Source organism: Veillonella sp. (genome assembly GCF_019414865.1).
Classification (GTDB): domain Bacteria; phylum Bacillota; class Negativicutes; order Veillonellales; family Veillonellaceae; genus Veillonella.
In genome coordinates this window covers 1-24,874 of record NZ_DXLG01000008.1, presented here as the reverse complement: position 1 = coordinate 24,874, position 24,874 = coordinate 1, and the positions used below count along the sequence as shown (strand labels likewise).

24 protein-coding genes are annotated in these 24,874 nt (G+C 37.0%); all 24 read right to left on the bottom strand.

What is annotated here, in order from left to right; all coding sequences use genetic code 11:
• The coding region (locus QZ334_RS01085; RefSeq protein ID WP_295231213.1) for a TrkH family potassium uptake protein at positions 1–1,098 on the bottom strand (1,098 nt) is incomplete at its 3' end.
• Between the two features lie 12 nt (positions 1,099–1,110).
• Positions 1,111–2,451: a Trk system potassium transporter TrkA gene (gene trkA, locus QZ334_RS01080; protein ID WP_295231210.1), complete on the bottom strand. Its 1,341-nt coding sequence runs from the start codon at positions 2,449–2,451 to the stop codon at positions 1,111–1,113.
• A 5-nt stretch (positions 2,452–2,456) separates the two neighbouring features.
• The gene (locus QZ334_RS01075) at positions 2,457–3,365 is read right to left on the bottom strand and encodes a S1 RNA-binding domain-containing protein (RefSeq protein ID WP_295215576.1); all 909 of its coding nucleotides are present in this window, start codon (positions 3,363–3,365) and stop codon (positions 2,457–2,459) included.
• A 1-nt stretch (position 3,366) separates the two neighbouring features.
• Positions 3,367–3,729: a ribosome silencing factor gene (gene rsfS, locus QZ334_RS01070; protein ID WP_024066146.1), complete on the bottom strand. Its 363-nt coding sequence runs from the start codon at positions 3,727–3,729 to the stop codon at positions 3,367–3,369.
• A gap of 12 nt (positions 3,730–3,741) precedes the next feature.
• Positions 3,742–4,863, bottom strand: coding sequence for an LCP family protein (locus QZ334_RS01065; protein ID WP_119208207.1), 1,122 nt, complete (start codon positions 4,861–4,863; stop codon positions 3,742–3,744).
• Positions 4,864–4,875: 12 nt separating this feature from the next.
• On the bottom strand, positions 4,876–5,445 hold the full coding sequence (gene yqeK, locus QZ334_RS01060) for a bis(5'-nucleosyl)-tetraphosphatase (symmetrical) YqeK (protein WP_119208209.1): 570 nt from the start codon (positions 5,443–5,445) through the stop codon (positions 4,876–4,878).
• A 3-nt stretch (positions 5,446–5,448) separates the two neighbouring features.
• On the bottom strand, positions 5,449–6,063 hold the full coding sequence (nadD, locus tag QZ334_RS01055; protein ID WP_156719759.1) for a nicotinate-nucleotide adenylyltransferase: 615 nt from the start codon (positions 6,061–6,063) through the stop codon (positions 5,449–5,451).
• A gap of 139 nt (positions 6,064–6,202) precedes the next feature.
• Positions 6,203–7,462, bottom strand: coding sequence for a glutamate-5-semialdehyde dehydrogenase (locus tag QZ334_RS01050; RefSeq protein WP_295231206.1), 1,260 nt, complete (start codon positions 7,460–7,462; stop codon positions 6,203–6,205).
• Between the two features lie 9 nt (positions 7,463–7,471).
• Positions 7,472–8,593: a glutamate 5-kinase gene (gene proB / locus QZ334_RS01045; protein WP_295231203.1), complete on the bottom strand. Its 1,122-nt coding sequence runs from the start codon at positions 8,591–8,593 to the stop codon at positions 7,472–7,474.
• Between the two features lie 66 nt (positions 8,594–8,659).
• Entirely contained in the window at positions 8,660–8,944 is a 285-nt protein-coding gene (yhbY, locus tag QZ334_RS01040) for a ribosome assembly RNA-binding protein YhbY (protein ID WP_024066152.1), read from the bottom strand.
• 8 nt (positions 8,945–8,952) lie between these two features.
• Positions 8,953–10,224 carry a GTPase ObgE gene (gene obgE, locus QZ334_RS01035; protein ID WP_295231200.1) on the bottom strand — a complete coding sequence of 424 codons (1,272 nt, stop codon included), beginning with the start codon at positions 10,222–10,224 and terminating at the stop codon, positions 8,953–8,955.
• A gap of 17 nt (positions 10,225–10,241) precedes the next feature.
• Positions 10,242–11,381: a S41 family peptidase gene (locus QZ334_RS01030; RefSeq protein WP_295231198.1), complete on the bottom strand. Its 1,140-nt coding sequence runs from the start codon at positions 11,379–11,381 to the stop codon at positions 10,242–10,244.
• 1 nt (position 11,382) lies between these two features.
• On the bottom strand, positions 11,383–12,588 hold the full coding sequence (locus QZ334_RS01025) for a murein hydrolase activator EnvC family protein (RefSeq protein ID WP_105094305.1): 1,206 nt from the start codon (positions 12,586–12,588) through the stop codon (positions 11,383–11,385).
• Positions 12,588–13,475 (bottom strand): permease-like cell division protein FtsX, encoded by an 888-nt coding sequence (gene ftsX / locus QZ334_RS01020; protein ID WP_024066929.1) that lies wholly within the window; start codon positions 13,473–13,475, stop codon positions 12,588–12,590. The genes QZ334_RS01025 and ftsX overlap by 1 nt, the downstream gene beginning before the upstream one ends.
• Positions 13,465–14,151 carry a cell division ATP-binding protein FtsE gene (gene ftsE, locus QZ334_RS01015; protein WP_024066928.1) on the bottom strand — a complete coding sequence of 229 codons (687 nt, stop codon included), beginning with the start codon at positions 14,149–14,151 and terminating at the stop codon, positions 13,465–13,467. Before ftsE ends, ftsX begins: the two co-directional genes overlap by 11 nt.
• Before the next feature lie 14 nt (positions 14,152–14,165).
• Positions 14,166–15,098 carry a transketolase family protein gene (locus QZ334_RS01010; protein ID WP_295231195.1) on the bottom strand — a complete coding sequence of 311 codons (933 nt, stop codon included), beginning with the start codon at positions 15,096–15,098 and terminating at the stop codon, positions 14,166–14,168.
• A complete protein-coding gene (locus tag QZ334_RS01005; protein WP_227283017.1) occupies positions 15,098–15,934 on the bottom strand; it encodes a transketolase in 837 nt (278 codons plus the stop codon). The genes QZ334_RS01010 and QZ334_RS01005 overlap by 1 nt, the downstream gene beginning before the upstream one ends.
• Positions 15,935–15,967: 33 nt before the next feature.
• Positions 15,968–17,068, bottom strand: a complete 1,101-nt coding sequence (gene csaB, locus QZ334_RS01000; RefSeq protein ID WP_119208223.1) for a polysaccharide pyruvyl transferase CsaB — start codon at positions 17,066–17,068, stop codon at positions 15,968–15,970.
• A complete protein-coding gene (locus QZ334_RS00995; RefSeq protein ID WP_227283018.1) occupies positions 17,061–19,103 on the bottom strand; it encodes a DUF5693 family protein in 2,043 nt (680 codons plus the stop codon). The genes csaB and QZ334_RS00995 overlap by 8 nt, the downstream gene beginning before the upstream one ends.
• Positions 19,104–19,115: 12 nt before the next feature.
• Positions 19,116–19,811 (bottom strand): LmeA family phospholipid-binding protein, encoded by a 696-nt coding sequence (locus tag QZ334_RS00990; RefSeq protein ID WP_024066682.1) that lies wholly within the window; start codon positions 19,809–19,811, stop codon positions 19,116–19,118.
• An 8-nt stretch (positions 19,812–19,819) separates the two neighbouring features.
• Positions 19,820–20,927 (bottom strand): peptide chain release factor 2 gene (gene prfB, locus QZ334_RS00985; protein ID WP_295231191.1). Its coding sequence is split into 2 segments (ribosomal slippage): positions 19,820–20,869 and positions 20,871–20,927, totalling 1,107 coding nucleotides; the frame shifts between segments, so codons are not numbered across the junction.
• Between the two features lie 121 nt (positions 20,928–21,048).
• A complete protein-coding gene (gene secA / locus QZ334_RS00980; protein ID WP_105089104.1) occupies positions 21,049–23,484 on the bottom strand; it encodes a preprotein translocase subunit SecA in 2,436 nt (811 codons plus the stop codon).
• Positions 23,485–23,700: 216 nt separating this feature from the next.
• Entirely contained in the window at positions 23,701–24,228 is a 528-nt protein-coding gene (hpf, locus tag QZ334_RS00975; protein WP_024066679.1) for a ribosome hibernation-promoting factor, HPF/YfiA family, read from the bottom strand.
• Positions 24,229–24,470: 242 nt separating this feature from the next.
• A complete protein-coding gene (locus tag QZ334_RS00970) occupies positions 24,471–24,668 on the bottom strand; it encodes a cold shock domain-containing protein (protein ID WP_005386847.1) in 198 nt (65 codons plus the stop codon).
• Between the last annotated feature and the right edge of the window lie 206 nt (positions 24,669–24,874).

Genomic DNA, 24,874 nt, shown 5'->3' with positions numbered 1-24,874 from the left:
TAAATAAATAATGCTGCTCTTAATTAGAATAATGAGACGAATAATTTTTACGCCCCCTGTTGTAGAACCACTACAACCACCAAAAAATGATGAAATAAATAACATCATCTGTGCAGCGGCTGGCCATAAATCATAATCGCTTACAGCAAATCCACTACCAGTTTGAATCGATACATAATTAAAGGAAACATCTCTAAAGATTTGAATTGGATCATTAATATTTGATTGTACTGCCATCGAAATTGATATTATAGCAATTCCAATAAAAATAACTAGCCAATACATACGTGTTTCAAAATCATCAATCAAAACACGAATGCCTCTTTGCAGTGCATTATAATATACTGCAAAATTACCACCAGCAAGTATCATGAAAAATATAAATACAAAACAGATATAGTTGCTTTGTTCATAAATAAATGTACCAGCAGATGTAGGTGCAAAACCACCTGTAGCAATAATGGAAAATGCATAATTTAATGCATCAAAAGGCTCTATACCACCAGCCCACAGCATAACGAAACAAATGGCGGTAAAAGCAACATATAAACGCCAAAGTTTACTGGCCATTGATTGAATACGGGGCATAACAACACCAGGTTTTGGTACCGATGCTTCTGCATTAAACATATGAGCTGCGTCTGCACCTAAGTTCTTTAAGAACGATAAGATAAGGACAATAATCCCCATCCCACCAATCCAGTGCATTAGTCCACGCCATAAAACATATGTCTTAGGTAAATCATCTACACTATTAATAATTGTAGCTCCAGTTGCTGTAATCCCTGATGTAGCTTCAAATAGAGCATCAAATACATTGGTTAATATACCACTGAGAATAAATGGTAAGGAACCTAAGATAATAGTTAATATCCATGTAGCTGATACAACTAAAAACCCATCACGAAGACTAAAACTTTGAGTTTCATGACCATAATAGGATAAAAGTCCACCTAAGCCAAATGAAATACCAGTAGTAACCAAAAACGACCAATATGCAGTTTCAAATACGATACCATATATAAAAGGAATTAATGTAAAAATCCCAAATATATATAATAATCGCCCCACTAAGGACATGACAATTTGAATGCGCATAGTCCCTCCATACTAAGTAAGATATTTAAGTAATTTACTTACAGATTCAGGTAACGCAAATAGAACAATGTGATCTCCATCTAAGATTTCAGTATTACCACGTGGTACGATGGCTTCATCACCACGTAAAATTACACCAACTAACGCCTTCCCTGGTAAACGGATGTCCTTTAATTGTTTACCAGCCACAGGTGATTCACTTGTAATGGCAACCTCTATAGATTCCGCTTTTCCACCTTCAAAGGTCGAAATAGATAAAACACCTTCTCCACTACGCACGAAACGTAAAATTTGACTCGCTGTAAATAAACGTGGCGAGAATACCACATCAATCCCCACTTGTTCCATAAGCATAATGTATTCAGGTCGACCTACGCGCACAACTGTCTTTGGTATGCCCATATGCTTGCCTACAAGAGCAACGAGCAAGTTGAGCTTATCATCATCTGTAACAGCAATTATAACATCACTATCTGCAATTTCTTCTGCTTCTAAAAGGTCAAAGTCTGTAGCATCTCCATTGATAACCATGGACTTATCCACAAGATTAGCAAGTTTTTCACAGCGGTTAAAATCTTTTTCAATGACCTTAACAGAGAATCCAGCTTGTTCTAAAAGAACTGTTAGATTTCTACCTAATAGACCAGCCCCAATGATAACAGCCCGTTTATAAAATGTACTGTGATTATGGAACCAAAGATTTTCCACTTCTTCAACAGACTCTTTTAAGCCTAAGAAGAATACACTGTCATCAACTTGTAGAATACTTTCACCATGGGGAATAATCATTTCACCATAACGTAAAACCCCTACTAGTAAAACACCTTCAGGGAATTTAATTTCTTTTAAAGGTTGACCTATTAATGGAATATCATCTGTAATCTTAAATTCCATAAGGCGTACAGTACCTTGGCCAAAATCTTCTACATCAATAGCTGATGGAGTCTCTAGAATTTGTAAAAGCTCTTGAGCCGTAACCATTTCAGGATTGATAAATAAATCGACCCCTAATTTAGCACGCATCTCATCATCCATATGTTCTGCTACGGTATTATCTCGCACACGAGCAATCGTTGTAGGAACACCTGTAATTTTAGCTACAGAACAAGATAACATATTTACTTCATCAGAATCGGTAACAGCAATAAACATTCCTACATCATCCATACCGATTTCGTTGAGCAATTGTATATCACTGCCATTTCCTTGAACAAGGCTAACATCTAGTGTATTTTCAAGATTTTGTATACGTTCTGGAGAACAATCAATTACATATACATCATGATTATCTTGTATCAAGCGTTGTGCCAAGGAATAGCCAACCTTACCAGCACCTACAATGACAATTTTCATCGCCTTTATTCCTCTTCTTGTGATTCATTACCAACAGGAGGTGTCCATTGACGTCCTGTTTCAGTTAACAATGTCCAACCATCATCTTGAACAATTTTTTTCTCTTTCATCAAATGCCCTAAAGCACGCTTAAAGGCAGCTTTACTGATATTGAATTTATCTTTAATCAACATCGCAGAAGACTCATCGCTATATGGCATCTTGCCTCCACGATTAAGAAGGTACTCCATTATAATGTCTCCATCAGAAATGAGTGCCTTTTCCTTAGTAGGACGCATCGATACATTGACACGACCATCTTCACGTTTAAAGGTAACACGACCTTCAACCATTTCTCCAACCTTTAATTTTCTAGTCATCTCAGAACGATGTAAAAAGGCAATCCATCGTTCAGGAGTGATGAAGAATGCCCCATCACTAGTCAAGTTGTAGATAGCGCCTTTAACAAGTTGTCCTACTTTAGCATCTGTAGCAGCCTTAGATGCGCGACGCATTTCGTCATCAACATCCATAGATACCGCAAAACGACCAGATTTATCTGTATAGAGTCGAACCCAAACTTTTTCGCCCACTTGAGGACGACCACGCATCTCTGCGTGAGGCATGAAGATACCACGCTCAGTACCAACCTCTACGAAACAGCCAAAGTTTGTAGTATTGATTACCTCAACATACCCAATTTGCCCTACCTTCATCGCTGGTAAACGCATAGAAGCAGTCAAACGCCCCTTTGGATCGCGATATAAAAATACCTCTACTTCATCACCAATGGCAACAGGAGATGTTTGTTGATCCTTATGGAGCAAAATATCATCATTTGTATTGCCAGTTTGACCATCTAGAAAAGCCCCTTGATCACTAGTACGCAATACTTTTAATGTGGCAATTGTATTTTCCAACAATTCTGTAGCCATACTATACTCCTTCAAATGGAACTCGAACTGCATCATTCCATAATTCTTCTAAACCGTAGAATTCTCGCAACTCATCACCACCAAAGACATGACAAATAATATCGCCAAAATCAAGTAAAATCCATTCACCTTCGCGATAACCTTCTCTATGATTTACTGTCATGCCCAATTCTGCAGCTTTATCTTCCATTTCATCAGCAATACTCTGAGACTGCTTAATATTATTTGCACTAGCAATTAGGAAGTAATCCCCTAACATAGATACGCCTTCTAAATCGAGAATTTCGATATCTCTGCCTTTTTTATCAAAAGCAGCTTGTGCTAATTGTAATACGATTTGTTTAACTTCTTCTTTATTTTTCATACTATTCCCCTTTTAACGTTTATTAGTACTCTCATCACCCGGTTCTGATGGCTTTGTGATAGTACCGCCATTATGTTCTGATTCAGGTGCAACCTTAGCTGTGCTATTGGTTGGAGCTGTAACAAATTGTGTCATTTCATTGGCTGGTAGATTTCCCATCGTAATGCCTACTAATCGTTGTGCTTCAGTTGGATTTACCTTCCAATATGTCATATCGCCAACTAACTCTTTTTCACCAGGAAGAATATAGAAATGAATCTCTTCCTTATTAATTTTGCTAGCATTATACACAAGCTTAATGGCATCTAATGTAGAAATATTACTATCATAATGATCCCAAATTCTCCAAATATGCCATGCATTTGTTAAGAAGAACGAATTATGCTCTTCTTCTACCCAAAGTTTCAAAAATCTTTCTTGTCGTTGTACACGTGTAAATGTATCGTGTTTTGGATCAGAATACCGTAAATAGGATAAAGCCTTATCACTATCTAATGTTTGATATCCTCGTTGCAAATCAATATCTTTATTTCCCTCTGCATCTACGTGTTCCATAGTCTGTTCTACATAAATTTGTTGATTTCCTAATACATCGTTAGTCTTTTTGAAAGCATTTTGATTAACTACAACATAATATGGTATAGAAATATGGAACATATCTTCAATGACAGCTTTTGTTAGATCGATACCACCTTTTTCATAGATGCTATTGAGCATACTTGCATCTGTCTGATCTCTATTATCAATTTTACTATTACTAGGAATGCCAATAACATCCATTGTTTTTTGATCTAAATTAATGGATAACAAGAATAGACTATCACTTTGACTAGGATTATTATCATCAGTACCGACAACAAGAATGTATAATGGTTTATCTAATCCTTTTTGTTCTACAGATACAGTATTACCATCTTGTTTATTTCCATTATCTACAGCCGTATCAGTTGTCTCAGTAGTACCTGTAACAGCTCTATACACATAAGATACCCCAGTATACAAACCATAGCCTATACCCCCAAGTAGGGCAAGTACTACAATAACAGCTACTATAAATCTAGGCCATTTAACAGATGACTTTTGTTGACGTCTTCTTCTACGACGGCGAGCTCTTGCTCGTTCACGTTCTTCCATATATAAACTCCATTATTTACAAGATTGTAACACATCATTACGACCAAGAATGGTCAACGGATAAATCGATAAATTTTGCTCTATAAGATGAATAATAGTATTATCAAAACCAAGCAATACAGCCTTATCTAAATCTAGTTCTGAAACGTTACGCAACTCATCCACACCGGGAAAATTTCGATTAGGCTCAATATAGTCTGCCAAAAATATCACCTTATCTAGCGTAGACATATGTACCTTTCCAGTCGTATGAACTCGAATGGCTTCTAAAACCTCATCATCAGATATAGAAAACTCTTTTTTTGCTCGAATCATACCAGCTAAACCATGTAAAAGATTGCCATTACTTAATAATTCTTGATCAGCATCATAAGATTCACTTTTCACAAGATTTTGCATATCCTGTAAAGGCAATTCTTTAGCGCAATCATGTAGTAATGCGGCTAATCTAGCCTTTTCCACATCAACGCCATAAAGCTTAGCTAAATGAGTAGCCGATTCCACAACGCCAAGAGTATGCTTAAATCGTTTCTTGCTCAGCCATTGACTTACTCTAAGTTGTATTTCATCAAATGATAACATCCTTTATTCCTTCCCATAAATATGGTGTTCCTCAATATATTCCACCACACATTTTGGCAACATATATCGAACTGTTTTACCAGAGCGTAGACGTTCTCGTAAATACGTAGCAGATAATTTCATCTCAGGAACCTCCATAAGATGTATTTTTTCACGTGCTTTAGGGCCTAAAATTGCTAATGTTTCGTCAATTGCACTTGATCCATCAGGTCTTGTAGCACCAATAAAGTGGACCTCATCTAATAATTCCTCAATAAACTTCCACGTTGGCAATGCACGAATTGTATCAGTACCAGCGATAAAGTAAAATTCAACATTTGGTCCATAAAGGACCTTAAAATGTTGAATAGTATCAACTGTATACGAAGGGCCTTCTCGACGCATCTCCACATCAGAAATCTCAAAATTAGGATTATCTGATACGGCTGCTGCTGTCATAGCATATCGATGACGACTATCTATTACATCATGTTGTTTGTGAGGCGGAACCTTGGCAGGTACAAAAATTACCTTTTCTAGGTTAAAGCTTTCACAAGCCACCTCAGCAATCATTAGATGCCCTAAATGGATAGGATTAAATGTTCCACCTATGATTCCTATACGACGTTTCTCTACCATAATAATGCCACACCCTTAATGACAATGACACAGATAACGATAAACAAGAGCAATGCCTTTCCATAGGATATCCATTCGTATCGACCTTTTGGAGTCTGAATATATCTGTAGTATGCCCTTATTAAGTAATATACGGTCTTCACTTTCGAACTTGGCCTTCTCCAAATACAAAGTATTTATATGATGTTAGTGCTTGTAATCCCATTGGTCCGCGAGCATGAAGCTTTTGGGTACTAATACCAATTTCCGCACCAAAACCAAATTCAAAACCATCAGTAAAACGTGTTGATGCATTGTGATAAACTGTAGAACAATCTACTAAGTTCATAAATACTTTTGCACGCATTGGTTCATCTGTTACTATAGCTTCTGAATGATGTGTAGAATATAAATTCACATGATCGATTGCTTCCTCAAGAGTATCAACAATACGTACATTTAAGTCCATATCGTTATATTCTGTATTGAAAGAATCATCTGTTAAAGGAATTGTATTACCCATATATTGAGCTACAGCATTATCGCCGTGAATTCGTACCCCATATTCTTGTAACGCCACATCAAGACGAGGTAAAAACTCAGCAGCTACAGCTTGATGTACTAATAGAGTCTCCATAGAGTTACATACAGATGGACGCTGTACCTTTGCATTAATAGCAATTTCTAACGCCATATCTAGATTGGCATATTCATCGACAAAGGTATGACATACACCACTCCCCGTTTCAATTACAGGAATACTACTTTCATCAACAACACGGCGAATGAGTCCTGCTCCACCACGTGGAATAACAACATCAATATATTCACGTTGGTGTAATAGTACACCAACCATATCTCGATCTAGAACCTCCACGAGTTGAATCGCATCTGGCGTAATTCCAAGAGTTTCTAGGGTATTGCGCATAATAGACACAATGATTTGGTTGGTATGGAAGGCTTCCTTACCACCGCGTAATATCGTAGCATTTGCAGTTTTTAAACAGAGGACCCCTGCATCAATTGTTACATTTGGACGAGCTTCAAATATAATGCCAATAACACCAAAAGGTACTGCTCTTTTTTCAATAACTAAACCATTAGGACGTGTAATTGTTTCTATAACTAAACCAACTGGACTTTCAATAGCGGCCACTTGACGAACACCTTCTGCCATTTGAGCAATACGATTAGGTGTTAATGTTAATCGATCTATCATAGTTTGAGGTACATTATAATCGCCAGATTTATCTAGATCTAATTGATTAGCGGCCATAATTTCATCGGTTTGTGCTTCTACAGCATCAGCGATTGCCAATAATGCAGAATCTAATGTACCTTGATCAATTTGAGCCAATTCAAAGGATGCCGCTTTAGCTCTTTGACCCATATCTTTACAAATTTCTTCATACTGGTTCATAGGATATCCTCAATGTAATAAAACTAGATTATTACGATGTATTGCTTCATCATAGGTTGTATTAATTCCTAAAATTTGAGCTATATCATTTGTATTATGACCTTTAATGGCCTTCATATCTTCGATGCCATAGTTAATAAGACCTCGACCGATTTCTTTACCATCATGGTAAATAGAGATTGTATCACCAGGCCCAAATGCCCCATCTACATCAATAATACCAGCTGGTAAAATACTAGCACCTTTATCTAATACAGCACGAGCGCAACCATCATCAATAGTGATTGACCCTTTTAATCGTTTACCAAAGGCAAGCCAGTGATGTTTTCCTGATAAGCCAGCATCATGTGCTTCAAAGAGGGTACCAATATTTTCACCCTTACATACGCGTCGCACAGAATCCTCTACTTCACCGGATGTAATTACCATAGGTACACCAGAGTTTGTAGCCATATGAGCTGCTTTTATCTTGGTATACATGCCACCTGTACCCATATTAGATCCAGCTCCACCTGCAATAGCATAGGTTTCATCAGTAATTTCAGAAACGATTTCTATCAATGTTGCATCAGGATGAACTGCTGGATTAGCTGTATATAATCCTTCAATATCGGATAAGATGATAAGCAAATCAGCATCTATAATGCCTGCCACAGTAGCAGATAAAGTATCATTATCACCAATTTTAAATTCCTCAATAGCAACTACATCATTTTCATTGATAATAGGAATAACATTGAGTTGCAATAACGTATGTAGTGTATTGCGCAAGTTTAGATAACTATGGCGGCCTGTACTGTCTTCTTTTGTTAAAAGAATTTGACCTACTGTACGACCATATTCACGAAACATACGCTCATACATATGGATGAGGATACCTTGTCCTACTGCTGCAGCAGCTTGTTTCAAAACAAGGTCTCTAGGTTTTTCTTTAAATCCTAGAGGGGCAAGGCCAGCTCCCGTTGCACCAGAGGAAACAAGGATAACCTCTTTACCTTGATTAGCTAAATCTGATAATTGGCGTACTAATCTTTCTATGCGCTCTAAGTTTAAATGACCATTAGCATAACATAGCGTACTACTGCCTACTTTAACTACTATTCTTTTTGCGTCGATGATAGCACTGCGCATAGATTAACCTCCTAGGCCAACAGGTTATAAAGTTCCCACTATAATAAAATTTAGTAATATGACGATTTACTTAGGTAAAATAATTTTAGGTTCTTTTTTAGCTTTATATAAAACACCATTAAAACCAATGACTTGGACTAATTCAGCACCTAACATATCGGCTAACTCTTGGAAAATCGTCTTATCTTCAGGGCTATTGTTGTGTAATTTCACCTTGATTAATTCACGAGCCATTAAGGCTGCGCGAGCACTATCAATAACACTGTTTTCTAAACCATTTTTACCAATTTGAACTACTGGTGGCATTGTTGCTGCCAAAGAACGTAAATACCGTTTTTGTTTTCCTGTCATTATTACTCCTACTCTTGGAATGTAAAGCGTTGATCGCCAATTACAACTTCATCACCGTCTTTACAACCTTTTTCTTTTAATTTAGCATCTAGCTCCATAAAGCGCCAAATGCGTTGAAATCTACGAAGAGATTGATCATCACTTAAATTTGTCATTGCTACTAAACGTTCAATACGTTTACCTGTAATATAGAATGCAGCATCGTCACCACGAGTGATAACGAATTCTACATCTGGTTTTGCTTCGTATACTACTGTATCATCAGTTGCTTCCGGTTCTGGCTCGTAGTTTTCTACATAGTAGTACGCTCGTTCCATAAGTTCTGGTAAACCTTCGCCACTTAATGCATTGATAAGGAATACTTCGTAGCCTTTATCTTCAAAATATTTTTTTGTATCAGGAATTGTTGTATCATCAAAGACCATATCAATCTTATTGAGTGCAACAATCTGTTTTTTATTGGCTAATTTTTCAGAATATTTACGAAGCTCTTCGTTAATAGCATCAAAATCAATCTTTGGATCGCGTCCTTCCATACCAGATACATCAAGGACGTGAATTAAAATATTAGTACGTTCTACGTGACGCAAGAAGTTATGTCCTAGACCAACACCTTCGCTAGCACCTTCAATAAGGCCAGGAATATCAGCGAGTACAAAACTACGGTCCCCAGAGATTGTTACTACCCCAAGTACAGGTGTCAATGTAGTAAAGTGATAAGCCGCAACCTCTGGTTGAGCTTTAGAAACCTTACGTAAAATACTAGATTTACCTACAGATGGGTACCCTAATAAACCAACGTCAGCTAATACTTTTAGTTCTAGTTGTAACCAGAACTCTTCACCAGGTTCACCTTTTTCTGCAAATGTCGGTGCACGGTTAGCACTTGTTTGGAAACGTGCATTACCACGGCCCCCACGACCACCTTTAGCAATAACAAATGTATCGCCATCGTTAACGAGATCACAGAAAATTTTTCCTGTTTCTTCTTCTTTAATTACGGTGCCCAACGGAACTAGGATAATAAGTGGCTCAGAACCGCGACCATGCTTATTGGAGCTTTCACCATTACCACCAGCAGGCGCCTTAAACTGACGTTTATATCTAAAATCTACAAGAGTATTAATATTCTTGTCCGCTTTAAAAATAACATCTGCCCCTTTACCACCATCGCCACCACTAGGGCCGCCATTTGGCACGTATTTCTCACGGCGGAAACTAGACATGCCGTCCCCACCATCACCGGCCTTAACAAAGACACGCGCTCTATCTATAAACATATTTTAACTCCTACGCATTATTGCTGTAATAACTCTAATGCCTTTTTAATTTGAATATCATCTATTGTACTAGATGGATTTACACCTTTTGGTAGATCAAGTTCTACATCTGGTTTAATACCAATGCCATCAATAACACGGTCATTTGGTGTATGGTATTTAGCTATAGTTACCTTAACGCCTTCATTATCAAGGCTAGGGTAAATAGTTTGAACTGTACCTTTACCATATGTATTAGTACCTAAAATGGTACCTAGTTTACGGTCTTGAATAGCACCAGCTATAATTTCAGATGCACTAGCAGACCCTTTATTAACAAGAACTACTAATGGCATAGCTACTTCTGGGCCATTCGACTTATAAACATCTTTTTTACCAGCTCGATTTTGTACCGTTACTAGTGTACCTGGAGGCATAATATAGTTGGAAATCTTTTCTGTTGTAGATAACAAACCACCAGGATTATCTCGGAGATCTAATACTAGTTCCTTCATACCTTGAGATTGCAATTCTTTAAACTGTGTTTCAAAATCATCAGCTGTATTTTCAGCGAATTGACTGATACGAATGTACCCCACTGTACTTGTAAGCATTTTACTTTTAACAGTTGGTAACACAATGGATTCACGAGTGATATCAAAGTGCAATGTTTCACCATTGCGCTCTATATCAAGGGCTACAACAGTACCTGCCTCACCGCGAATTCGAGAGGATGCATCTTCTACAGTTATATCACTTGTGGATTGACCATTGATAGCAATAATATGGTCTCCAGGTTTAATGCCCGCTTTGAAAGCTGGTTGATCTTCCATAATACTAACTGCATATAAACCTTTATCATCATGCCCAAGAACCATGCCTACACCAGCATAAGTACCAGATGTTTGCATTTTCATGGACTTAAATTCATCAGCATCTAAATAAACACTATGAGGCTCTCCCAAAGAGCCAATCAAACCTTTTAACATACCATCATAAAGGGTAGCTTTAGACATAGGTGTCATAAAGACTTGACTCGCAGCATAGTAGGCTACAAATAGTCTTGGTAACCCCCAGAATGAACCAGATAGATACCAAAACATGAGCCACATAATAACGATGCCAGAGCCTATATATTTCAATAGGCTCCATAACACCGTACGTGTATCAAATTTCATATTATAAATATCCCATAGGATCCACAGGATCCCCACTTATACGAACTTCAAAATGTACGTGTGGCCCAGTGCTATTACCAGTGCTACCAGCATAGGCTATAACTTGACCTTTAGATACATCTTGTCCTTCAGAGACGGCAAGCTCAGAATTATGGCCATAAAGGGTAGACATGCCATTACCATGGTCGATAACTACGGCATAACCATAGCCGCCCATCCAACCAGACCAAACAACAGTACCACCATCAGCAGCATGAACAGGTGTACCTTCATCAACACCAATATCTATACCAGAATGGTAAATCGTTGTCCCCCAAATTGGATGTGTACGATAACCATATGGAGAAGTAATTTCACCACTTACAGGCCAACCCAGTTGACCAGAACCTTGCACCCAAGAGTAACTTGGTGCAGACTGTTGAGCTGCTGCTGCGGCCGCCGCTTCTGCAGCAGCGCGAGCCGCTGCACGTTCCGCTTGACGTGCTTTTAATAGTGCAGTAATTTGAGCGGAAGAAGCATTGAGTTCTTCCACAGCTTGCATTGCAGTGGCACGATCATTTTGTGCTTTTTGAAGAACGACTTCCCGTTCTTTCTTCTTTTGTTCAATTTCAGCTTGTTTAGCTACTGCCGCCTTTTCAAGCTCCACTAATTTAGCTCGAGATTGCTCTAGAGCTTGCTTACGTGCAGCAATTTCAGCACGTTCTTTTTTGATTTCATCGATTAATTTAATGTCAGCATCAATAATGCGTTTTAAAATCTCTAGTCGATTTGCAAAATCACTAAAGTCTTTAGAACCAATAACAACATCTAAATAACTTAGACGACCATTGATATAAATATCACGTACACGCTTATAAAATACGGACTCCCGTCCTTCTAAACGTTTTTGTGCTTCTGCTAGTAACTTTTCATTAACAGTAATATCATTTTCAACGGCTACACGTTGTTGTTGAATAGACTCTAACTGTTGTTGAGCTTGACGCAATTGCTCTTCAATTTGACGCAACTGTTCAGATACACTAACAATGACAGTTTCAGCATCAGCTTTAATAGAGTTTTGTTGATTAACTTGTTGTTGAATTGAATCTAATTGATTCGTTAAATCCTCATCTTCCGCAACAATGTATAGTGGTGTTCCCAGTACTACTATACCTGTTAAAATTGTTGCCACCAGACGGGATTTGATTGTGTTGTATTTCATAAACATTACACCTTCATGTATTGTTTTAAAGAAATTGTACTACCAATAGCACCTACTATAATACCGCCAACTAAAATATAGATAGCCACATCATAGAAGAATGGGAACATTGGTACTAATGGGAAGAATGCTAAAGACTCGGAAACTTCCATAGTAATAAAATGGTAGAATTCACCTACACAAAGAACGGCAATAATAGCTCCAACTAGACCTAATAACATGCCTTCTATCAAGAATGGCCAACGGATAAAGCCATTTGTTGCACCTACATATTTCATAATGGCAATTTCTTTACGACGAGCGAACACAGTCAAACGAATTGTATTAGAAATGATGAATAATGTAGCTGCTGCTAAGAATGCAATTAATACGATACCACCAATTCTGATAACTTGAGTTATACGGAAGAGTTCTTCCACAATATCTTGACCATAATGTGTACTTTCAACACCTTGGAATGTGGTAGCTAATTTAGCTGTAGCCTTAACATCACTAGGATTATCAAAGGTTAATACATAAGAATTTGGCAATGGATTTACATCACCTAGGGCATTTACTAATTGTTGTTGATCACCAAGGCGAGCTTTGAATTCCTTCATAGCTTGCTCTTTATTAACAAACTCCAAATGCTTAAGATTTGGTATAGCTTTAATTTGCTTACCTACCGCCATAATTTGGTCAGTTGTTAAGCCATCTTTTAAGTAAATGCTCAATTGAACTTGGTTTTCTAAGCTAGATGCCATGTTATTCAAATTGATAACACCGCAAAGGAATACACCCAGCATAAATAGAGATAAAGCCACTGTAGAAATAGATGCTAACGTCATAAGACCGTTACGCTTCATAGATTTGAGGGCTTCTTTAAAAAAGTATTTCAATGTTCTAGGCTTCATTAATTTCAGCACCTCTCATATTATCACTTTGAACGCGACCATCTTTAAGACGAATAACACGTTTATTTAAATACGAAACAAGATCCATATTATGGGTAACCATAATAACAGTTGTACCAAAATTATTGATATGCTTAAACAAATCTACAATACCTTTACTTGTATCAGGATCTAGATTACCAGTCGGTTCATCAGCAATGAGCACAGAAGGTCGATTTACAATGGCGCGGGCAATAGCAACACGTTGTTGTTCACCACCAGATAGATCCTCTGGTAAATCATTTGCCTTGTCAGTTAACCCAACAAGCTCTAGTACATGACTTACCTTTTCTTTAATTACCTTTGGTTTCTCTTCAATTACTTCAAGTGCAAAAGCAATATTCTCTGATACCGTTTTATTCGGTAATAACCGGAAATCTTGGAATACAACACCAAGTTTTCTACGTAATTTTGGAATTTTACTACGCTTCATACGCGTAACATCAAAATCATCAACTATAACAGTACCAGCATCAGGTACTACTTCATGAGTTAATAATTTAAATAGAGTTGATTTCCCTGCACCGCTGTGACCACAAATGAGGACAAATTCTCCGTCATTTATAGTTAAACACACATCGTCTAATGCAACAGAACCATTATCATAGACTTTACTAACATTCTTAAATTCAATCATGGGATCCCCTTTGATTATTTACGAGTGATTACACGTTTTACTGCTTCTACTATGTCTTTTGCTGTTAAGCCATATTTAGCCATTAATTCTTTTGGTGTACCACTCTCCCCAAATGTATCTCGAACACCAACGAATTCCATAGGTACTGGCTTATTAGCAACAACAACTTCAGACACAGCAGAACCTAGGCCACCAATGATATTATGTTCTTCAGCTGTAACAATAGCACCTGTTTCAGTAGCTGCCTTTACGATTGCATCTGCATCAATTGGTTTGATAGATGCCATATTAATAACGCGTGCAGATACATTAGATTCAGCTAAGTTTTTTGCCGCCTCAACAGCAGGACCAACCAAGGCACCACAAGCGATAATTGTTACATCAGAACCTTCAACTAAAGTAGTAGATTTGCCAGGTACGAAAGTATAACCTTCAGCTGTAACATCATCTACACCAGCACGGCCTAAACGAACATATACTGGACCTTCATAAGATGCAGCCCATTCAACTACTGCTTCTGTTTCACGTTCATCTGCAGGTACTACTACAGTCATATTAGGTAGGGTACGCATACAAGAGATATCTTCCAAGCTTTGATGTGTAGCGCCATCTTCACCTACGGTAATACCAGCATGTGTAGCACATACTTTTACATTTAATTTTGGATAACATACAGCATTGCGAATTTGTTCAAACGCACGACCGGTTGCAAACATTGCAAAGGAAGAAACAAATGGGGTTTTACCAGCTGCTGCAAGACCAGCACCAACAGAAATCAAGTTTTGTTCTGCAATACCTACATTAAAGAATCGCTCAGGGCAGACATTTTTAAATGTATCAGTTTTAGTGGATTTAGATAAATCTGCATCTAATACGATAATATTTGTATTTTCTTTACCAATGCGAGCTAGCGCATTACCATATGCTTCACGTGTTGCTTTACCCATTATTGTACCCCCATAATTTCATTAACAAAGGCTATACCTTGCTCAGCGCTTGGTGCTTTGCCATGCCAACCTGCTTGGCCTTCCATTTCTTCAACGCCCTTACCTTTTACAGTATGCATTACAATGCAAGTTGGGCCTTCTGTGAAAGCTTTAGCTGCTTCAATAGCATTATGAAGTTCATCAAGATCATGACCATTTACTTCAATAACATTCCAGTTAAAAGCTTTAAATTTCTCAGGAATAGGCAATGGAGAAAGAACTTTAGTAATATCCCCATCAATTTGAAGACCATTAAAGTCGACAAAAGCAGTTAAGTTATTGAGTTTGTAATGGCCAGCAAACATAGCTGCTTCCCATACTTGACCTTCTTCAAGTTCACCATCACCAAGAATGGAATAAACATGGTAATCTGCATTGTCGATTTTACCAGCCAATGCCATGCCACATGCTGCAGAGATACCTTGACCCAAGGAACCTGTGGACATATCAACACCTGGAGTATGTTTCATATCAGGATGACCTTGTAACATATGGTCAATTTTACGTAAATTCAAAAGTTCATCTTTAGAAAAGTAACCTTTTTCAGCCAATGTAGCATATAATGCAGGCGCTGCATGACCTTTAGAAAGGACAAAACGATCTCTATTAGGAGCTTTTGGATTTGCTGGATCTACATTCATTTCTACATAGTACAACAAGGCCATCACATCGGCGATGGATAGAGAACCACCTGGGTGACCAGATTTCGCTGCCGTTACAGACTGAACAATACTCACGCGAATAGCTTTTGCCTTCTCTTGAACTAGTTGTTTAACATCTTGTGTTAATGTAGCCATAGAGACCTCACTTTCTGGATTAGATCCAATATATTAATAATTTTTAAGTAATGAAATAGCGATTTCTGCATTGCGTTGAGAGTTAACACGCAATGCTTCAATACGATCATAAGATGCTTGGTACTCTTCTCTTGAATTTAAGAGCTTATGACATCTCTGATATAAAGCCTCTTCTCTAAGATGGGTCATTGTACCGATTGGTTCTTGACCAATCATATGTAAGAAACTAGTGATTTTAGGATCGTAGGAAATGCCAATTACAGGTTTCTTCATTAAAGAACTAAATACTAATGCATGAAGACGTATGCCAATCATAAGGTCTACATTCCCCGACAAGGATACTTGTTCCTCTGTAGAGAATGGTCCTTCAAGAACAATAGCTCCTTTTGGCATATAACTAGCAATAATTTTAGCTTCTTTTGTATCCTCTGGATGAGACATAGGTATAAATATAATCTCTACATTATCCTGTTCTTGCAGTCGACTTAAGACATTGGCTAGTGATTCACGGTATTCTGTATCATCTTTCCAACTACGAACAGCTACTCCGATTCGTTTTGGAGCTTCTGTGGATATAGGTAGCTTTGATGTATAGCCGTCTAGAATGCGTTTTCCAATATTCAAATCAGCTGGTTGCATGGCTAATACAGCATCAGCCGTAACCTCAACATCTTCAATTCCTAAGGAATCTAATTCAGATTTAGAAATAGAATCACGAACCGTTATAGTATCAACAAAACGCAAAACAAAGCTAACAGCTTTCCTTGTAGAAGGGCGATTTAAAGGTCCAATACCTTGTGAGTATAGCATCACCTTTTTACCCATCATTTTTGCTAAAGCCATAATACTTAAGTAGTAATATGTATTGCGAATACTAGTAGCATCTTGTAACAGGCTGCCTCCACCACTGATAACTAAATCAGAATTTGAAATAGCCTTTAGAATACCGAATGCAGAAAAGGTTCCCACCGCATGAATATTGTGCTTTTTGCTCGTCTCTGTAGGATTACCAGAAATAACCGTAATATGCGCATCTGCTTCCTCTTTACGAATGGCATCGATAATAGCACAAAGCATTGCTTCATCACCAGCATTACCAAAACCATAGTAGCCAGAGATAACAATATTACTCATGGTCAACCTCCCGAGCTTGGAACCATTGTGTTACATACATCATGAAACGAACAGCAATGATAAGAAGCAAACCTAAGAGCGCACCAATTAACAAACCATCATATCCACGCATAATAGACATGAATACAGGAGTTCTAATATGACAGAAAGTTTCAACCATAGACGCTATGCCAATAACACCAGCAATAGTTAATAAGAAATGGATCACTGTAGGCCATTTGCGTAGGAATGCAAATGTAGCTAACATTAATGCAGGGTGACCAATAATGAACTCTTTTTCTCTAGGTCTTGCATACATTGTATTTTCAAGAAAACGACGAAGCATGAGTTCAACTCCTGGTACAGGAACACCTGCTGTATGACCACTTCGGCCAACAAATACCCATGCTACGCCACCAAGAGCAGCCATTACAAAAAATACGTAGAACTTAACATCCATTGTTAAAAATTCAACTATAAATTTCTTTGCTTCTTCTTTAGAGTTAATCATACGACCTTTCCACAATGGGAAACGTTGTAAATAAGCGATAATCACCAATACAACTGGAAGTACAAATGTTAATTTAACACCTCTAAAGATAGCAAATTCCATAAAGAATTTCGTATTTCCTAGCAAAGATGCAATATACATACCGCCAATAGCTGCAAAGAGTGCAGCAATTACGAGATAAAGAACTGCTAATACGGTAGATTTAATAGCACTTAATGGACGAGCACCATCATAACGACGCCATTCTTCCATCAAACGGATCATAGCACCTACAGGAGCCATAATAGCACTAGATAAGGCCCAAATTTGAGTAATCAGTGTGCCACTTGTAATGATGAATAATACTACAGATACAAGAGATATTCCAAAGAATGCGACCAATTGTGTATGTTTACGCATTGGAAGTAACATTTGACCAACGTAAACAAACAGTGCAATAGCACCTATCATAGTAATAACAACTAACAATGGATTAGGTGTATATGGTGGATAAATATCAGCAGGACCAAATTCATAACCTTTTGTAGATAATTTTTCAGTAGTCATACCAATATAGTTAATGGTAGTTTGTAATACTGTTTCATTATTTACACCAGTTTCATACATAGGGAATAAATTGAAACGAATATTTCGTTCAATATCACTAATATAGAAACGTTGTGCTGCTTCTTCAGGAGTAATTTTCTTTAATTCGTCCTTAGCAATTGTATATACACGACCAACGCTATAATTCTCTTTAGCAGCCATTTCTAAGAAACCTTGTTGTGGCTCATATTGAAGTTGGTTAACAGCTTCGATACCAACTAAAGGAATGTGATTTTTATGTAATAATTCTAAGGTTTCATCAGTTAAGTTAGGCGCACCAAGAGCTTCTTTGCCAGCAAAAATCATACCAGTAACATGTGGAATTCCTTCAAGGCGTTTAAATAGATATTGAAGATCTTCAGACGTTACATTTCTGTAATTTGTAGGTCGAACAATAACATTAAATCCACGATTAGCAACTTCTTGAGCTTGAAGCTTGGAAATACCAAGATTCATTTTTAGATAGCTATCTGCAGTAGCACCATATAACTCAAGAACCGGACCAATACTTGTATTGAGCTCTTTTACTTTATCTTTACCAATACGATGATATAAATCTTCCCGAATTTCTTTATAATAGCCTTCTTTACCAGAAATCAAAGCTACATAAGTTGCACCATGTTTCACGGATGCTCCATTAACACGGACAGAATCCATTTCTTCGGAAGATAATACCTTAACTTGACCTGCATCTTTAGCTTTTTCTAAGGTGCGATCATAAATAGCAAATGCTGTTACACCTGCATTGCGAAGCGCATCAAAGGCCTCTTGTTGACTACGTTTTTCAAAAGCATTAGCCCGTAAAACAGCATCATAATCTACGATATTTTCTATATGGTTTTGAGATTTTTCTATCTGATGGCGTTCAAATACTAAGTATAAAGAGGATATAAGGCCTACAAAAATACATAATATAAGAATCCAAGAGTACTTACTTTTCTGGGTGTTCCGATGATTCACGATAAATCCTTTCTAGTTGAGCACTGGTTTAACTTTAATGTGAATTTCACCATTATCGATAGTTAAGCTTTCTGCTTTTACAGGAATAGGGAAGTTATTGAAGTTATAGATTTCAGTAGCTTCTAGTACATTAGATGTTAAACCTGGGATAGTAGCACCATTAATGGTGAATTTCTTAGGTGCAAATAATAAAGTATTATCCTTTAATTCTAAATTGCCATCTAATTTAACAGCGCCTTTAAATACCATACCTACATTCATCTTGCCAGTTAAACTAATATTATCTTTACTAATATTTACTTGTACATCTTGAATTTCACTGCCTGCTTGAGTGCTTAAAAATGTTGCTAAATCTTCATTAGTAACTATACCGTCAATACTTGAGTTTCCTACTCTAACAACATCTATTTCTTGGCTAGCCAATAATGAAATTGGATTCACTAGAATTTGTGTTGCATCATATTTGAAGTTTGCAAAATTTAATTTACCAAGTTTTACATCATCTAAAGAACCGTACACATGATCAGCTTCACCATAAAGTAATTTGAATCCTGGTTGAGACTCAACATTTACAGTTTGAGCAGATGGTTTTAGGGAATCATTTAATTGTTTTTCAATACGAGAACTAATATAAGAAGGTAATAAAAATTGTGTTGCTGCTGCCAAGGCAATAATCAGCACTAGTAGGAATAGTAAAAACTTTTTCATAAGAACTCCTAAATTGTTAAATTTGCTTCTTTTTTCAAGAAGCCTTCCATAAATTGATCTAAATTACCATCCATAACGGATTGTACATTCCCTGTTTCAACCCCTGTACGATGATCCTTAACGAGATTATATGGGTGGAATACGTAGGAGCGAATTTGACTGCCCCATTCAATGGCTTGGTATGTACCACCTATTTGCTCTTTAAGTTCTGCTTGTTTTTCTAATTCTAATTCAAATAATTTTGCTCGTAATAAACGTAATGCTTGTTCCCTATTTTGCATTTGGGAACGCTGTGATTGACATTGAACTACAATACCAGTGGGTCTATGCGTCATACGTACAGCCGAATCTGTTTTATTAATATGCTGACCACCAGCACCACTAGCTCGATATGTATCTACTTGTACATCCTTCATGTCTATATTAATTTCTACTGTATCATCAATTTCTGGCATTACATCAACAGCAGCAAAGGATGTATGACGACGTGCCGCAGCATCAAATGGTGAGATACGAACAAGACGATGTACGCCTTTTTCAGATTTCAAATAGCCAAAAGCATTTTCACCTTTAATTAAAAATGTAGCAGATTTAGTGCCCGCCTCATCACCGGGCTGTTCGTCCATCAATTCAATAGAAAATCCTGCTTTTTCAGCCCAACGTAAGTACATGCGAATGAGCATAGAACACCAATCTTGTGCTTCTGTACCACCTGCACCAGCATGGAATGTTAAGATCGCATTATTAGTATCATACTCACCACTAAGCAATAAAAGAACCTCTTGTTTTTCTACAGTTTCTTCTATTTGTTGAACATAATCCTTAATCTCTCCTTCTAGAGAACGATCATCTTCCTCTATAGCCATCTCTAGCATTACATTAGCATCTTCGATGTCACTAACAAGTTGTTTATAGCTTTCTACAGCATTCTTTAATTGTGTAGCCTCTTGAGAAATCTCACGAGCCTTATCAGGATCGTCCCAAAATGTAGGGTCACTCATTTGTACATCTAGTGTAAAGATTCGATCCTCTTTCTGAGCGATGTTAAAGTGAATCCCTCATTCCATAAATACGTTCTTCAAGATTAGAAATAATCGGTTTTAAATCTTCTAACAATTTATGTTCACCACCTTTTACTTATTAGCTTATTACATCGATAAATTATCACCTTAATAAAATAGAAAAATGGCCGTTGCCCAGAAGGAAATCCCATTGAGCAACGTGCCATTCACAAATCTTAATCTATGTTTTGTGGCTCCAACACATCTTCATGATGGGGTTGTGCACCTTCTAAGTGGTCGACTGGTTCTTCAATTTCTTGAATCAATTGTGCACGAATTTTGTATAACGCCATGATTGTTTCATCTTGAATTGCAGCAATCATGTTTTGGAACATATCAAAAGCTTCAAATTTATATTCCACCAATGGATTTTTTTGTCCATATGCACGAAGGCCAATACCTTCACGCAACATATCCATATTATCCAAATGTTCCATCCATTTGTTATCAACAACGCGCAACATAATAGCCTTTTCAAGTTGGCCAAACATAGCATCACCAAGCATATCAACGCGATCTTGATACTCAGCATGAGCAATTTCAAGCAATCGTTCTAACAATTCTTGACGGCTATACTCTTCCATATCTTGAGAGGACATAATCTCTTCTGTTAAGAAATATTGACTTAAATGCTTATAAAGACCTTCATAATCCCATTCTTCTGGATATAATTTTTCATCTGCATAAGCATCTACAGATTCAGTAACAAGTTTATCAATCATTTCATTGATTGTGTCACGTAAGGATTCGTTACGTAAAATACGACGACGTTGTTCGTATAATACTTCACGTTGTTGATTCATAACATCATCATACTCAAGGACATATTTACGAATATTATAGTTATGATCTTCTACTTTCTTTTGAGCACGTTCAATAGATTTAGTAATCAAAGAATGCTCAATAGGCTCATCTTCTTCCATGCCTAGTTTATCCATGATACCTGTAATATTATCAGCACCAAAGATACGCATTAAATCATCTTCTAAGGATAAGAAGAATTGAGAGGAACCTGGGTCACCTTGACGACCAGCACGACCACGCAACTGATTATCGATACGGCGACTTTCATGACGTTCAGTACCTAAGATAGCCAAACCGCCTAATTCAGGGACACCTTCACCAAGTGTGATATCAGTACCACGACCAGCCATGTTTGTAGCGATTGTCACCATACCCATTTGACCAGCATCTGCTACAATTTCCGCTTCTTTTTCATGATGTTTAGCATTCAATACTTTATGTGGTACCCCTGAACGTAATAACATATCTGAAAGTTCTTCAGATTGTGTAATAGATGTAGTACCAATCAAAATTGGTTGACCAGTTTGATGGCGTTCTACAGCATTACGTACTACGGCACGATATTTAGCTGCCTTTGTTTTAAAGATTTGATCAGGCAAATCTATACGAGCCAATGGTTTGTTTGGAGGAATAGGTAATACTTCCAAACCGTAAATATCGATAAACTCTTTTTCCTCTGTTTTGGCTGTACCAGTCATACCAGCAAGCTTTTTATACATTCGGAAATAGTTTTGGAATGTAACAGAAGCTAATGTTTGGCTTTCACGTTCAACCTTCAAGCCTTCTTTAGCTTCGATTGCTTGGTGTAAACCATCGGAATAACGACGACCAAACATCAAACGACCTGTGAATTCATCGACGATAACAACTTCACCATCTTTAACTACATAGTCAGTATCGCGATGCATCATAGCATATGCACGAAGAGATGCACCAAGTAGATGATTTAACTCAATATTTTCTGAATCATACAAGTTTTCAACACCAAGCATTTTTTCGACTTTAGCAATACCAGAATCTGTAGGTGCAATGGTTTTTTGTTTTTCATCAATTGTATAATCTTCATCTTTCACAAGATGAGGAACAATTTTAGCTAACTTATAGTAATTATCTGTGGAACGTTGACCAGGACCAGAAATAATTAATGGAGTTCTCGCTTCATCGATAAGGATGGAGTCAACTTCATCGACAATTGCATAATTCAATGGACGTTGTACCATTTGTGATACATCAGATACCATGTTATCGCGCAAATAGTCAAAACCAAACTCATTATTTGTACCATATGTAATGTCGCATGCATATGCTTCTTTACGTTGGTTAAAATCGAGATTAGCTACAATAAGACCTGTAGAAAGGCCTAAGAAGTTATATAAACGCCCCATTTGTTCGCTATCGCGAGTCGCCAAATAATCATTTACTGTAACAACATGCACCCCATTGCCTGTCAAAGCATTTAGATAAACTGGTAATGTAGCAACTAATGTTTTACCTTCACCAGTACGCATTTCTGCAATATTACCTCTATGAAGGCAAATACCACCAATCAACTGTACATCAAAATGACGCATGCCTAACACGCGTTTAGACGCTTCACGAACTACGGCAAATGCTTCTGGTAAAATGTCGTCTAACGTTTCCCCTTTTTGCAAACGACGTTTAAACTCATCGGTTTTTGCTACTAAGTTAGCATCACTTAATTTAACATAATTCGGTTCAATTTCATTAATATGATCAGCAATAGCACGCATTTTCTTGATTTCTTTTGCGTTATTATTGCCTAATAGCCTTTGTAAAAAGCTTAACAAACAAATCACTCCTCTATAGGACATCTTACATTATTTTATCTAATTTATTATAACGAAAATGCCTTGAATAGTCAAAGAATTCAAGGCATTTCACGATTATTTATAGGTTTTTATAAAAAAGGTGGATGACTCAAAATGGTCATCCACCTTAGTATAATAATCGGCTGATTAAAAAAGTAGAAAGGAGTTAGGATTATTGTCAGCCGACATTATAGGTTATTGTAATTCTGGCTCGATCAAGCCATAGAATCCATCATGTCTACGATATACTACATTCATTGCTTCTGTTTCAGCATTGAAGAACATAAAGAAGTCATGACCAATAAGATTCATTTGTAAAATAGCTTCTTCTACATCCATAGGACGCACTGCAAAGCGTTTGCGTTTTACAACTTCGATAGCTTCTTCTTCTACAGGAGCCGCTAAAGCTTCTGGATGGAAAGCCTCTTGTTTTTTAAAGCGTTTAGCTAAACGAGTTTTATGTTTATGAATTTGACGTACGATTTTGTCTATTACCAAATCAATAGCAGCATACATATCATCGTTTGTTTCTACACCACGAAGAACAATTTTATTAACGAAGCATGTAAGTTCAACAGTAGATTTATCTTTTACAACGGATAAAACCGCTTGTGCATCTAACTCATCATCGAAGTAACGAGTTAATTTGCTCAATCTCTTTTCGATGTATGCTCTTAAAGCATCTGTCACTTCAATGTTTTTACCTCTGATTGCTACTTTCATAAGTCAACACCCTTTCTAAAAATCATCCACGAGATACGAGTGTGTAGTATTTTTTTTTACTTATCTCTCGTGTTATATTTAGTATTTCTACATTCACATATAAAACTCATCTTTTTTTCAAAAAATTTTTATATTTTTTGTAGAATTATAAATATTACTTTCAGTAGTAGCAAAAAAACTCTGATATCATGCGATATCAGAGTTTTACTATATGTTGCTTTTATGTATTTTTTGGTATGTAATTACGCTTTTACAACGTTAGCAGCTTGAGGGCCACGGTTACCATCAACGATATCAAACTCTACATTTTGACCTTCTGTCAAAGATTTGAAACCTTCGTCTTGGATCGCAGAGTAATGTACGAATACATCGCTACCGTCTTCGCGTTCAATAAAACCATAACCTTTTTCTGCGCTAAACCATTTTACTTTACCTAACATGGTAACATCCTCCTAAAAATATATATATTGTCTTACTGTCTTGCACTACACTTGTATCATAACACAGCATGTATAAAATATCAAACAATAATATTAACACTTTTAATGAATATACAAAGATATCTTATTTGTATCCCACCCTACAAAAATCACATAAAACCCTTTATTTATCAACGTTATAAATATTTGCGAACAGCATATTAATT